Raw genomic sequence first — 14,960 nt, 5'->3', positions numbered from 1 at the left:
TAGCTCAAAATCTAAATTATTAATAAAGGGCAAACGCTGTCTAACCAACTTTTGTGTTCTCGCATTTTACTAGTGGCCACTTTTTCAGTAGTAGAATAATTACTAGTATCATTGGTATTCTTACATCCAGATAACAGAATAAGTAGGTTGAGTGAAGCAGTGTGGCTTATAATAAACATAGTTTTTTCTTTAATCGTCTATAAAAACAGTTTTGAAGTAATACCCAAGTAAATTTCACACATAAAAAAAGGCTGAAAATTTCAGCCTTTTTGATTTTATTGCTTAACGACTAAGGCGTCGTAGGGCTGAAGAAGAGAACGCGGTGCGTTGTTCGACTCCTCCCCAAGTCATGAATCTAGGTTCTTCATTACTTAAGCCTGTGACCAAATACCGACCAGAATTTAGGTCATGTAGGGTTTCTGCTACCATCCAAGGTGTATTCACGTCATAAAACATCACATTATGACCTTCAGACATACGCCATAATTCGTTACGACCATCATAATGATCAATAACCGATGCCCCCCAAGTATCTTCATCTATAAAGAAGGTTCGCTTGGCATAAATATGACGTTCACCTTCAGCTAGGGTCGCTTCTACTTCCCATACACGGTGTAACTCATAACGTAAGTTGTCTGTATTTAAATGCCCGGCTTTTACTGCATTTTCATAGCTAATACTGGTATCCATCAACTTGTAAGAATTGTAAGGGATATACATTTCTTTTTTGCCGATTAATTTCCAGTTGTACCTATCAGGTGCACCGTTATACATATCATAGTTATCTGTGGTTCTTAAGCCATCAGTTCCTGCAGCAGGTCCATCATAGGATACATTCGGAGCACGGCGCACTCGTCGCTGCCCTGAATTGTATACCCAAGCTTTACGTGCTTCTTCTACTTGGTCAATGGTTTCGTGAACTAACAATGCAGTACCTGTTAAACGTGCAGGAGCGGTAATCACTTGTAGGTAATAAAAAAGAATATTTGCATCTTTCTCAGCATCTCTGCCACCTTCCAAAAATTCAGGCCAAACCAATTGGTCATTCATTTTTACTTCAACAAATGAGCCATCGGCTTGAACAGGGATAGTTGTGAATTCGCGTTTAGCAGTACCACCACGAAAACGAGTAATATGATTCCAAATCACTTCGTTAGCATCTTGTGGTATCGGGAAAGGAATGGCCGTGTCAAAAGATTTTAATCCATTACCACCTTGAACTAATACTGAATTAACTGCATTTTTCTTAATTATATCATAGATGTTTTCAGGGTAAGCAGCGGTGCGACGTGTTTCATAAACAGGCATTTTATAGTCTGGATATTTTTCAAACATAGCTATCTGACCAGGGCTTAAATTAGCTTGGTGTGAAGACAGGTTCGCATTGGTGATTTCAAATAACATTTTATCTGAAGAAAAAGGGTTAGATGGGCGACCCGGATCCGTGCTCGGTGAAGAATTCTTACTGTTGAGTCCTCCGGTCCATGCTGGGATAGTACCCGCAGCGTTACCGGCCATTTCAGCACCGATTGGGGTTAAAGAAGTGCCGAGTTTTGCTGCTTCTTCTGGTGATACTTTAGCGATTGCATTGTGCGCCGCTAAGCTCAAACACAATACGCTTACAGAAGTGATTAAATTTTTCATTGTTTTTATCCTATTAATACGTAATACCAATACTTACGGCAAGAAAGTCTTTATCCGACAAAATATTATAATCGCCACCACTGAAGCTTCTAAAGCTTAAAGAGGCTGAATAAGTTTGTTGATAAACGGCTTCGAGTGAGACACCAAATGATTTAGCGCCTTCATTAAACTGTTGACCTGGATCTGGAGAATAACCAGACACATCATGCTGCCAATCGATTGTGGGTGAAAGAGACACACCGGCAAATACATTTGGATAATCTAGTGCGGCTCTTATACGATAACCCCAAGCAGTGTCCGTTACGTAACCATCATCAATACAATCACCTGAAAGTGCGCCTGCAGCAACCAAGTTTGTACAGTTGATACCACCACCTACATCAAAATCTCCTAACCCAAATACTGAGTTACGACCATAGTTTTGATCAGATGCTTCAATATCATCGGTTAAAATAACACCTGCTTCGGCGATAACAGTTAAGCGAGAAGCACCTAACACCCGATCAAAAAACTGTAATGCAGTAACTTGAACTTGAGTGACATCAAATTCATCCCACCCTCTGGAAAGCTCACCAGGGTTGACACCTAAAACACGAGAAGAGTATTTAAGGAAGGGTTGTTCAGACAATACCCCGTTTAAAATTTCTGGGCCACTTATCTGAATTGGCGTGTCAGGTTTATAAGAAACTTCACCTGACAAGGCAAAACCTGCAACATTGGTTGCAAAGCTAAGGCCGTAATATTTTAAATCTTCTGGAAACTCAATATTATATCCAGGGTTTAAGGCATCAATAGTGTCTCGGTCTACACCTGTGGTTTGTAATACTGAGGCTAAACCGAATTGTCCTAGCTGTTCAGGCGTTAATACACCAGCTTCAGCACCAGCAGCTAATGTAGGGAAAGCAGCATCTAATTGAACCGCATTTGCCCAAGGTAAAAATACCGGTAACGCTGGATTGATTCCGCGAAATGCACCACGAATAGAATTAATCAGCGGCACTCGAGAGTGAATGTTCATGTAGTAAAAACCAAATTCAGTATCATTCAGCTCTTGTGCAAAATAACGGAGAGCTAACCCATACTGGCCACCATCATCTGGCTCCATATCGGCTTCACGTTTTGCTGCAATACCTGCTGCCAGTCCGGATTGGTCTCCAAGTGGACCTACTGATACAAAATTACAACCATCGGCTGCAAAATCCGCACCAGAGAAATACGTACCACACCCATCAATTTGGGTTTTTTCCCATTCATATTGATAGAATGCTTCTACACTTAGATTTTCTGTCAAACCTGCATTGACAAAGAACATACCGACCGGTAACAGCCCTTCTTTTAGGCTAGCGCCCGGGCGACGTAATGCGTTTACATCAAATGGATTAGATGAATTGAGGCCACCTTGGATAAACGTACTTTCACCCCAGCTGACAACTTGACGTCCTAAACGTACATCTAAGGGAACATCGCCTATGTCAAAGGCACCAAAAATATAGGCATCCATTAATTCAATACCAGAAAACTGGCCAAACTGAGTAAAGCCATCGTCACTTAATGGCTCACCAGGGGTATAACCATTACCGGAGTTACCATGGGGTCTGTCACCATCAGATAATTCAAAGTCATGCCAATATTTAACCCGAACAAATGCACCAATGTTTCCTTTGGTTAGGTTAAAATCATGAGAACCTTTTATAATTTGAGAAAACGCGTCGTTTTTACCAAAGTTAAGATTGCCATCGTCTGTGGTGGATGTGTTGCCAGTACCGCCATTTGTTTTGCCAATGTAGTAAGGATCAGCATCTTGTAACCGCCAGCTAGACCCTATTGAAAGTCTTGAGGTGATTTGAAGACTGATATCGTCATCTTCACCAAAATAAAATTCTGCAGCTGTGGCAGAATAAGAAAATAAGGCTGTTGTTATTGCAGCAGCGAGTAATTTTTTTGTGTGTTTGCTAATAGACATGATAGTTCCCATGTTTAATTGTTAACCAAATAGGTCAGACCAGATTGAATTTAAACAAAATGCTTACATTAATACTACAAATAAAAAAAATAAAAATAACTTAAACTCTATGCCAATCTCTTATCATATGATGCAATATGATGATTATTCACTTATTTAAAGCGACAATTTTTTTAGTATGACAGATTATTTTTCAGTGCTCAGTGGCTGGCTTATCCCCATAAAACGAGCTATGGATGAATGGGACATCGATTTTAATAGCACCTTAGCTGATTGCGGTATCAAAACGTCTGATTTTAAAGACCCAGAATCTAGGATTTCTGCTGAAAGAGTGTCTCAGTTAATTGAATATTGTAATCATTTAAAAGAACGTCATGATTTTGCTATAACTGTAGCTGAAAATTTTCATCCGGGCACTTTCCATATACTAGGTTATGCAATGATGGCGTCTAACAATCTATACGACGCGTTCAAACGTGTAGAGCGCTATAAAAAAGTGGTGTCTAATACCTGTTCCATTAAAATAGAAGAAGGACCTAGAGTGTATAAATTAGTACTCACTCCATTTCTGTATGAGTCCACTAATAGGCCCGTTTTATCCCGTAATTCTATTATCATTTTTATTGCGACCTTGGTTAAATTTGCCAGAGAATGCTCAAGCCACAATTTTAGACCCCAGGAAGTTAATCTTAATTGGTCGAATACCGAGAATATGTTTTATTTTCTGAGTGATTTCTTTAATTGTCCAGTGAATTTCGACCAAGATGAAATTTCATTTAGCTGTGATACCGCTATTTTAAAAGAGCCACTACTTGGGGGGAATCCTTTGATCACTCAATCCCACGAAAAGATGCTGAATGAATTTGTTTCAAGGCTCGATAAGAATGACGTTGTGCAAATAGTTAGAAATAGTATCCATGACATGCTGCCGTTAGGCACGCCAACTCAAACTGATGTTGCTAAGCAGATTGGCATGAGTCTTCGAAATCTGCAAAGAAAACTAAGCGAACAAGACGCCTGTTACCGAGACTTACTAGAAGAGACAAGAAAGAAACTCGCATTGGAATACATTACACAAGGCCATCTATCATTAAGTGAAGTGGGTTATCTAGTTGGTTTTTCCAATATTGGTATATATTTTAACAAATACTGAATTTATCTATCTATCTATCTATATCATCTTCGAGTATAAATTACTCTTGATATAACCTATTCGGAAAAGGCAAAATAATGATTGAAGACGCTATAAAAACCGATTTAACTGACATCCTAACAACACTCAAAAACTCCTTTAAGAAAACGCCTTTTCCTGAAATTCAGCAAAGACAACAAGATTTAAAAGCATTAAAAGCGTTATTGCTGGAAAATCAGGATGCTTTAATAAAGGCAATGGATCAGGATTTTGGAAGCCGCTCTAGTGATGATTCAAAAATTGGTGATATCCTCACCACAGTGCAAGGGATCAACTACTCTCTTGACCGTCTAAAGAAATGGATGAAACCCAGTAAGCGACACCTAAGTATGTTACTTCAGCCTGCATCTGCCAGAGTGGAATATCAGCCATTGGGTGTGATAGGCATCATTGTGCCTTGGAACTATCCGGTGTTTTTAGGCTTAGGCCCACTCACTGCCGCGCTGGCCGCAGGCAATAAAGCCATGATAAAAATGTCTGAATACACACCTCATACTGCAAGTATCATTAAGCAATTAGTAGACAAATATTTTGAGCCTAATAAAATAAGCATTGTTGAAGGCGATGCGAGTGTTGCTGCTGCATTTTCCTCTCTGCCTTTTGACCACTTGTTTTTTACGGGCTCAACTAATGTTGGGAAATTAGTGATGCGTGCTGCAGCCGAGCACCTGGTACCTGTCACATTAGAGTTAGGTGGAAAATCACCTGCTATTATTGCTGATGATATGGATATTAATACTGCCGTAGAACGTTTTATTTTGGGTAAAACTCTGAATGCCGGTCAAACCTGCGTTGCACCAGATTATATTTTTTGTCCTAAAGGAAAAACTCAGCAGTTAATTGATGCGATCGAGAAAACATTTGAGCGTATGTACCCATCGGTAAAGGACAATAAAGATTACACCAGTGTGATCAATCCAGCTCAACATGCTCGCTTACAATTATTAATCGACGATGCTCAAGCTAAAGGAGCGGTTATTACGCCTTTAGGTAGTGATCCTGGTTGTTCAAAAACCAGACAAATGCCGCTCACTTTAATACATGGTGTCAATAAAGAAATGCTGGTCATGCAGCAAGAAATATTTGGCCCGCTGTTGCCTATTGTTGAATATGACGCGTTACAGCAGGCGATTGACTATATAAACGCAGACGAGCGTCCTCTTGCTTTGTATATATATAGTTTTAACAAAGCCTGTCAGGACCAAATTTTAAAAAGTACTCATTCAGGAGGTGTATGCATTAATGATGCGGCTTTTCATGTGGCTGCTGAAGACTTACCGTTTGGAGGGGTAGGCTCTTCTGGTATGGGAAGTTATCATGGTTCAGAAGGCTTTAAGACCTTCTCTCATGCAAAATCCATTTTGTCGCGCGGGCGTGTCAGCTTTGGAAAATTTTTATTTCCTCCTTTTGGCACAGCCGTGCATAACCTTATTTACAAGCTTTATATTCGCTAGTAGCAACTAAGAAGAATAACTATGACCCAGACACTTATCAATCTTGAGTTCGATAATATTGCAGACCTTCTTGAGCATTGTTTATTGAAATATGCCGATAAGCCTGCGTTTTCGTGTTTAGGCCAAACCTTGAGCTTTGCCCAAATTGACGCACAATCTAAGGCTCTGGCTTGCTGGCTTCAGCAGCAAGAAAGTTTGTCGCCGGGTGATAGAATAGTGATCCAACTACCTAATTTGAATCAGTATCCAATTGCCGCTTATGCCGCGTTTCGTGCAGGATTAATCATTGTTAACACTAATCCTTTATATACCCCCAGAGAAATGCAGCATCAATTTAAAGATTCTGGTGCTAAAGCGATTATTTTATTGACTGATTTATTGCCAAAATTCAATGAAGTTAAAGAGCATACTGACATACAGTTGATTATTACCACTGCGGCTACCGATTTATTAACTGGTGATATGACAGCGCCTATTGGTTGTGTTGGTCTAAATCAAATATTAACTGAGTATGCAGATGCCGTATTAGCCCCTAGACCGGCTATCTCAATTAATGACAATGCTGTGCTGCAGTATACAGGTGGCACCACTGGTGTTTCAAAAGGCGCCTGCTTAACACATAGCAACATAATGTCTAATGCAGAACAGACTCGATTAGTGTTGAAGGATGGTTGCACGGAAGGAGAAGAAATATTTGTTTGTCCTTTACCGCTTTACCATATCTACGCATTCAGCGTAAATATGTTGGTATTTACTACTAGCGGTAACCTGAATATATTAATCCCTAATCCACGAGATATGGATGCTTTTATACAGGCTATCAAACCTTTTAAATTCACTGGTTTTGCGGGCATTAACACTTTGTTTGTAGGTTTATGTATGCATCCTGAATTTAAAGTCTTAGATTTTTCTGCTTTAAAAATAACCATATCAGGTGGCACAGCTCTGACATCAACCGCGGTTGATATGTGGAAAACCACTACTGGCTGTTCTATTTCAGAAGGTTATGGATTATCTGAGACGTCACCGGTGGTGTGTTTTAACCGACCAGGTAAAGAGCGCCTTGGCACTGTAGGCAGGCCGGTAGAGGGCACTGAAATTCAACTTTGGGATGAGAATGATCAGATTGTTGAAGAAGGCCAAATTGTGGTTAAAGGTCCACAAGTTATGGCGGGTTATTGGAATATGCCTGAAGAAACAGCGAAGGCTATAACCCAAGACGGTTTTTTCAAAACTGGGGATGTGGGTATTTGCTTAGAGGATGGTACGATTAAGATTGTCGACCGTTTAAAAGACATGATTATTGTTTCTGGTTTTAATGTGTATCCGAATGAGATTGAAGATGTACTGTCTCAACATGATGCAATATTAGAGGCTGCTGTTATCGGCGAGCCAGACGAAAAAACTGGCGAAAAAGTCTGTGCTTACATCACTGTTAAATCTGAGGTGTCAGAAAGTGACATATTAGAACATTGCAAAGTAATGTTGACTGCTTACAAAGTCCCGAAAAAAATCGTTTTTATGCAAGAACTGCCTAAGTCATCTGTAGGTAAATTATTACGCAGAGAACTCCGCAAATAGACAATATTTAGGATGACACTTCACCGATATTTAAAGGCGAAGGTTTTATTTACCTTCGCTTTTTTATGGGGGTGGAGTTTAAATATGTTGGCTAGGCATTAGCTGCTAAGATCATATCTGCAGCTTTTTCAGCAATCATGATGGTGGGCGCATTGGTATTGCCACTTACCAAATTAGGCATGATAGAGGCATCGACTACCCTTAAACTTTGTAAACCATGAACTCTCAACTCAGAGTCTACCACCGCCAAAATATCTGTTGCAGGTCCCATCTTACAGGTTCCTACTGGATGGTATTGGGTGTCTGCACGGTTACGTATGTCTTGCTCTAATTGCTGTTCATTACTTTTTTCGACTAAATACAGCATATTTTTTCTTATCTCACTGAACGCATCAGCTTCTAAAATCGTCTGCATTTTTTGCGCTCCAGCCATGATAGTTTGCATATCTTTTTCGTCACCCAAGAAATTTGGATCGATCAACAACGTGTCTGTTGGATCGGTGCTCTTTAATTTCACTTCGCCGCGACTTTCAGGACGACAGACCGTAATATGACAGCTATAGCCATGGCCCATGTTTATTTTTCTCGCATGATCGTCAACAATCCCAGGAACAAAAACAAATTGTGCGTCTGGAGCACTCAATCCCTCTTTAGTATGGAAAAAAGCCCCTGATTCAGCCAAGGTACTGGTGATTTTGCCAGTCCTACTTTTTTTCCATTGGAACATGGATTTAATAATCCTAAATCCTCCAGTTAGAGATATACCGAAGGTATCTGCCTTACTGGATACTTTGTAAGTTTGCACATAATCTATATGGTCTTGTAGATTTTGCCCAACGCCCGCTAAATCATGAACACTGGCTATGCCTTTTTCTGATAGATGCTGGGTCGCTCCGACTCCAGATAACATCAATATTTGTGGAGAACCAAACGCACCCGCACTGAGAATAACCTCTTTAGTGGATTTGATTTCCACTGACTGGTTAGCTTTTTTATAACGCACTCCTACGGCTTTTTTATCTGCGAACAAGATCTTTTCTGTCACAGCGTGCGTGATAACCGTTAAGTTAGGCCTAGATAAGTTAGGAGTTAAAAATGCTTTTGCCGCACTGCAACGTTCACCGTTTTTAACCGTTCTTTGATAAAAAAATGCACCTTCTTGCTTAGCACCATTAAAGTCGTCTATAAAAGGGATGCCATGTTCCTCGCATGCACTAAAGAACATATTATTAAGATTGCTAGCATCAGTAGGGTTTGATACGCCTAGGGGACCTTCGCTGTTATGAAATTCGTCAGAATAGACTTCATTGCCTTCTGATTTTTTAAAATAAGGTAGTACATCTTTATATGCCCAACCTTCATTACCTAAACTGGCCCAAGTATCATAATCCCACTTATTTCCACGTACGTATAACATGGCATTAGTTGATGAGCTTCCCCCTAAAGTTTTGCCTCTAGGTTGATAACCTTGCCGACCATTTAAGCCTTTTTGAGGAATAGTTTTAAAGGCCCAATTATTAATTTTAGTGGGCATCATGGCTGCCACACCTATAGGTGCATGAATTAAAACACTGCTATCAGGACCGCCAGCTTCAAGCAAACACACTGAATTATCTGGGTTTTCTGACAAGCGAGCAGCTAATACACAACCTGCAGAACCTGCACCAATGATGATATAGTCAAATTGCATTAAAAAGCCTTTTTTACTTTTACATAACATTATATTAACAGTCGTGTAGGTATAGAATGTATCAATTAATGCCAATTTATTATCTACTGCAAACCTTTTTCAGCTACTTGTGAGTTAAAATTCATTTAATCCGTTATTATTTGAATTCCTATTTTTGCAATGAAAGATTGATATTGGTAATAATGTGTATTTTATTTTAATAATGGTTTTTAATTCACAACGTTTATCTCATCAGTCTGAAATGTTGGTTGTATAAGAATTCATATCCGTTCGTGGGGATAGAGAGGACTCTAAAACACTGAAATGTGTCAAATATTAATTCTATTAGAAATAGATGTTGTTCGTCAAACAGACTTTCCTGCTTGGCTGAGACAACATTCACTTAAAAGTGATGCAAGTTTCAACTGGAATAAAACGTTATCGTATCCGAGGCAACGAATAACACAAATAACCTGAGCTCTGGATAAACCTTACCGTTCAGTACCGCTATTATTACGCCTATCTTCATTGAAGTTGCTCACAATTGCTGGCTATTCCTTCACAAGCTCGCCTCGATAAACGCAATAATAGCTCCACTGGATGTATTTATTGGCCTAGTAAATCAATTATAACCACCTGACATACTGTTTTAGGTATAATTACTTTTAGGGTCGCGGAACGTCTTATCCAGAGTTCAGGTTAAATAGCCGTATAGTTTTTAGAATGGAAAATCAATCAAAATGAGAAGCACAGTTTTATATGTCCTAACAGTACTGATTTGGGGCTCTACATGGCTTGCCATCGAATACCAGTTAGGTGTTGTAGCACCTGAAGTATCGTTAGTTTATCGTTTCTCCATTGCTGCACTTTTGATGTGGGTGTACTGCTTAATTAAAAAGTTACCAATGCAATTCAGTCTTGAAAATCATCTTTTCTTTATGACCTTAGCCTGTTGTAACTTCGGATTTAATTACCTGATTTTGTATTGGGCTCAAGACTACTTAACTTCAGCCATGACCTCTATTGCGTTCTCTACATTATTAATAATGAACATTATTAATACCCGAATATTTTTTGGCAAACCTATCGCACCACGTATTTTTATAGGCGCAACATTAGGTCTCGCCGGTATTATAGGGTTGTTTTGGCAAGACGTTAAAACGCTAGATTTTGCCAGTGAAGCGATCATCGGTTTAGGACTGTCGTTAGCTGGCACTTTTGTAGCCTCATTAGGGAATATGACCAGTGTGCGCAACTCCAAGAACGATATTGGAATTATGCAGGGCAATGCATGGGGGATGTTATACGGCAGTCTATTCCTTCTGACCTTTACCTTGATCAGCGGTTCTGAGTTTAGCTTCGATACTCGGCTTCCTTATATTGTATCACTGCTGTATCTAAGCATATTTGGTACCGTCATCGCATTTGCTTGTTACTTTGTATTGCTAAAAGATATAGGCCCTGAAAAGGCAAGTTATTCAGTGGTATTGTTTCCAGTCGTGGCTGTGACATTGAGTATGATGTTTGAGGGGTTTGTTTGGCAATCAAGCACTGTCATTGGTTTTGTTTTGGTTTTAACTGGCAATATAGTCGTGTTAACACCCGTTCACAGATTTAGAAGGTTATTCGCAGCTGATAAACCAATAGAGCAGAGTTAGGACTAACGGGTTTCTTATACACCACAAATAATTATTCAAGTCGAGGATTGCGTTGTGTAGGCATCTCTTACCCCAAATCCCGCTCAAACGCTGTCCCTATAAAGATTGAAGGAATATTTGGTTTAAGGATTTGATTTTAGATTTTATGGGATCCCGTAATAATGTTTGATTATTGTAATGGTGAAATATTAAACGAGCGATTTTATTTGTTGTAAGTCGTTATTCGTAAATTGTTAATTGTAGAATCATTATTGATTCAATCTCCGCTGTACCTAGTTAATAAGAAGAGAGAGGCTAATTTTGTACTGCAACCTAATGTTGATTTAGCTATTTTCAATCTAAAATAGTTGCGTCGAGTAAATAGTACTTGTTAAAGCTAAATTTTGTAGTGATCAGAAAGTCTATAAACAACGTCGCAAAATCAACATCTTAGTACAATTAAGTAAATTTGGTTTTTAATGAATAAAAATAACCAGTAGCTATTCACTACTGGTTATTTATGCAAACAATATTTTAAATTAAATTTAGAATATTAATTTAGCGCCTAAGTAGAAGCGACGAGGTTCAACCCAATCTTTGGATTGACCAAAGTCGAATGAACCACTACCAGCTATAAATGCTTCTTCTTCAATAGTTGCTTGATCATCTAAGACGTTAAAGATGTCTAAGAAGAATTCTGCACTATAATCGTCAGCAAAATCATAGTTGTATTTAAGTCGCATATCTAAGGTGCCATATGCCGGAGTGCTTTCACTTGCTACATTGCCAGGTGCAATCCAAGTGCCATCATAGCCACCAAAATCATACGATGAAGTTTCACGTAAAGGTACATAACGTCCGTATACGTTAGTTGCTTTGTTATACAAAGTACCTGAATTCCAGTTATAAATAGCACCTATTTCAAAGCCATTATCGAAGAAATACGTACCAAATACTCTGGCAGAATGTTCGATATTACCTGGCTGTTTATCGTACATGTTTGGAGCACGAGGATCTAAGTAATAGAAATCACCTTGTAAATCTGCGTTACCATCAGAGTTAGAGTTACCTTCAGCATCATTGTATGTATATGACGCGCGCATGGTCCAGTTATCTGAACGCAGTTTATTAAACGTTAGTTCGATACCTTGATAATCACGTTTTCCACCTTCCAATGTGGCTAGAACATAGTTTGAACCTGGGTTTTCAGTGTAACCGAAGTACGACAATGGCAATGCCAAACTTGTACCATCTAACTGGCCACCTTCAGTATATACACCTAAATCGTAATCTTCTAAGATATCTCTTGTTTTACGATTAGTATAAGTAACAGAAATGTTCGTATCTTCGGTAAGGTTTTTCGAATACCCAATTAAATATTCATCGGTATAAGGTGTTTTAGTAGTAGGTGCAAAGAAAGCATCTTGTGTTCCAACGCCGCCACGAGTACGGAAAGTTTCCCATGCACCGTTAACAAACACTTGCTCTTCGCGAACAGAGCCCGTTAGGTTACCCGCAAAAGATGTCATATCTGTACGAATAGGGTCATAATAACGACCTGCGAAAGCCCATACTTTTGAATCGCCATCACCATCAATATCATAAACCGCACTTAAACGGTGCGCAATGTCCCAATCGAAGGTAAAAATCTTCGCTCCAGTTGATGCAAAATGCTCCCATTTTTCTGCGCGAAAACCGATATTAAGGGTTAGGTCATCAATAATGATTTTATCTTGAAGATAGAACGTTTGCCCTTTAGTTTCTAGCTTCGATTCAGCTTGTTGAGTTTGAATGATACGATATGCGTTAACGTCACCTGTTGGGTTACCAACAGTGCTGTTAAATACAATTGCTTCAACATCTGCTTCAGATATACCTGCACCAGCAGCAATACGCGGGATATCATCATTTGATATGTCTTTACTACCCACCCATTCAGTACCATCAGTATATTCAGAAAAACTAACACCTGAGTCAGCGGCTGCAATAGAGGTATATTGAGCGCCATCGCCTGTATAAGCTAAGTTGGTTATGTTTTCATTGGTTTCTGTTGAATAACCAGCTTCAATAGTATGGAAACCAAAATCAGTGTCTAGGTAATACTCTATGTTAATATAAGAACTTTCTTTATTACGATTACGCAGTGTATCTGAGCCAAGTCCACCAAGGTCGGTATCTGTTTGGCCTACTGTTGCGGCGTCTGTAAGATAAGCGACATCATTACGAGTAGATTTATCTTTAGCAAGATCAGATAGTTCTGATTCATGGCTCATAAAACCAGCATTAACGACCACATCATCCCAAGTGTGTGAGTAATCAACTTTATAATTGTCACCACCAGAAGTTCGTGAACGGTCACGGTTTGATAATACGTCGAAGTCGCGGCGACCAGAAACGTCTGTAGGATCGTTAAAATAAGTAACAACTAACCGATCATCTTCAGTGGCTTGCCAAGTTACCTTACCAAAACCCAATGTGCTCTCGTTTTCAACTGAACGGGAAATTAAGCCTGTATCAGGATTAGCCACATCATCTTTACGATTTTTTATTTGATAAGAAGCAAAAAACCATAACTTATCTTGAATAATTGGACCGCCCAATGTGACAGCGGTGTCAAAAGTTGAAAAGCCAGCACTTGGTTTATTTTCATCATCACTTACTAGACTATCATTTTGTAAATAATAGTTAATAGAGCCATGAAACTCATTACCACCAGATTTAGTCACAACTCTTGATACTAAACCACCGCCGCCAGCGTATTTAGCAGGTAAAGCACCAGTAATAACTTGCTGTTCTTGAATGATTTCTGAGTTGATGTTGCCACCAAACGTACCTGATGAATTATCGGTAACGTTTACGCCATCAATGTAATAGACGTTATCTGTTGATTGACCAGTTACACCACCACCATCAGCGTAGTTAACACCGGATTTAGAAGATGGGTTACCAGTTGCACTTGGTTTTACACCAGGAGTAAGTTGCAGATAACTTTGATAAGAACGACCAGTCGGAAGCGACTCAGTCATATCAAGTGTAATATCTAAACCAGTTGTAGCTGAAGTAGTATCAATCGCAGCCATAGAACGACCAGAAACTGTAATGGTTTCCAAATCAGAATCTGTGCCAGATAAAGAATAAGTAAGGTTAAGGCTCTTTCCTGTTTGTACTCGAACGTCTGTTGCTTCAAACGGTTGCACGTTCGCACCATTAATGCTCACTGTATACTGGTTAGAGGCGTCTAAACCTCGCAGTGTTACATAACCGTCTGCGTCTGACACTGCGTTTTTACTAGCTAAAGCATCTGGTGCTTGAACTAATACAGTGGCACCTGCGATTGGGCTACCATTTGCGTCAGTCACTCTTATTTTCAAACCGCCAGTGTCTAATGCGAACGCAGTTCCCGAGACACCAAGAGCAGCAGCAACTGCGAATGCAGTTATACTATTCCTAAACTTTTTCATGTTCTTTCCCTAATGTGTTTTTTTATTTATTAAAATTTGAGGATCAACTAATTTAGATTAGTCTTACTGCATATCGTAAGTCTTATTAGGGAGAAAATAAAGGGGTCAATGACACAAACAGAGGGGTGAGTGTCACAAATAATGGGGTCAGTGTTGCTTTGAACATGATTTTTAGTGTAACAATAACAATTCTGCTGTAGTTTATTATAAGAAAAGTATTCGTGTGTAAAGTCCTTTTTGTACATGTTAATTTAAATGTTTATGGTTAAGTAAAATATCTCCTTAAACACATTCTTCAATTCTATGATGATAGGAAAGAGGGGCGAAGACTAGTTGAATACAGTGCTGATAGCTTATTT

The 14,960-nt window shown here is 39.2% G+C and carries 8 protein-coding genes; 4 read left to right on the top strand and 4 right to left on the bottom strand.

Going from position 1 to position 14,960, the window contains the following annotated elements; translation table 11 throughout:
- Nucleotides 1-282: 282 nt before the first annotated feature.
- Complete coding sequence (locus C427_RS13120; protein WP_007641667.1) at nucleotides 283-1,644, bottom strand: DUF1329 domain-containing protein; 1,362 nt, start codon at nucleotides 1,642-1,644, stop codon at nucleotides 283-285.
- Between the two features lie 13 nt (nucleotides 1,645-1,657).
- On the bottom strand, nucleotides 1,658-3,607 hold the full coding sequence (locus C427_RS13115; protein ID WP_007641669.1) for a DUF1302 domain-containing protein: 1,950 nt from the start codon (nucleotides 3,605-3,607) through the stop codon (nucleotides 1,658-1,660).
- 178 nt (nucleotides 3,608-3,785) lie between these two features.
- On the opposite strand from C427_RS13115, the gene C427_RS13110 reads away from it, so the two are divergent.
- From C427_RS13110 to C427_RS13100, 3 genes are all read left to right on the top strand, one after another.
- Nucleotides 3,786-4,760 (top strand): AraC family transcriptional regulator ligand-binding domain-containing protein, encoded by a 975-nt coding sequence (locus C427_RS13110; RefSeq protein ID WP_015430927.1) that lies wholly within the window; start codon nucleotides 3,786-3,788, stop codon nucleotides 4,758-4,760.
- Between the two features lie 77 nt (nucleotides 4,761-4,837).
- On the top strand, nucleotides 4,838-6,253 hold the full coding sequence (locus tag C427_RS13105; protein WP_007641671.1) for a coniferyl aldehyde dehydrogenase: 1,416 nt from the start codon (nucleotides 4,838-4,840) through the stop codon (nucleotides 6,251-6,253).
- A gap of 21 nt (nucleotides 6,254-6,274) precedes the next feature.
- Nucleotides 6,275-7,834 carry an AMP-binding protein gene (locus tag C427_RS13100; RefSeq protein WP_007641672.1) on the top strand — a complete coding sequence of 520 codons (1,560 nt, stop codon included), beginning with the start codon at nucleotides 6,275-6,277 and terminating at the stop codon, nucleotides 7,832-7,834.
- Between the two features lie 91 nt (nucleotides 7,835-7,925).
- Here C427_RS13100 and C427_RS13095 read toward each other — a convergent pair whose 3' ends face one another.
- On the bottom strand, nucleotides 7,926-9,524 hold the full coding sequence (locus C427_RS13095; RefSeq protein ID WP_007641674.1) for a GMC family oxidoreductase: 1,599 nt from the start codon (nucleotides 9,522-9,524) through the stop codon (nucleotides 7,926-7,928).
- 719 nt (nucleotides 9,525-10,243) lie between these two features.
- Between C427_RS13095 and C427_RS13090 the strand changes: the two genes are divergently transcribed.
- Nucleotides 10,244-11,161 (top strand): DMT family transporter, encoded by a 918-nt coding sequence (locus C427_RS13090; protein WP_007641682.1) that lies wholly within the window; start codon nucleotides 10,244-10,246, stop codon nucleotides 11,159-11,161.
- A gap of 524 nt (nucleotides 11,162-11,685) precedes the next feature.
- Here the strand turns inward: C427_RS13090 and C427_RS13085 are convergent.
- Complete coding sequence (locus C427_RS13085; RefSeq protein ID WP_007641683.1) at nucleotides 11,686-14,601, bottom strand: TonB-dependent receptor; 2,916 nt, start codon at nucleotides 14,599-14,601, stop codon at nucleotides 11,686-11,688.
- Between the last annotated feature and the right edge of the window lie 359 nt (nucleotides 14,602-14,960).

Origin of the sequence: Paraglaciecola psychrophila 170, assembly GCF_000347635.1 — a bacterium.
GTDB classification, from domain to species: Bacteria; Pseudomonadota; Gammaproteobacteria; order Enterobacterales; family Alteromonadaceae; genus Paraglaciecola; species Paraglaciecola psychrophila.
This window is presented reverse-complemented; position numbering and strand designations above follow the sequence as displayed.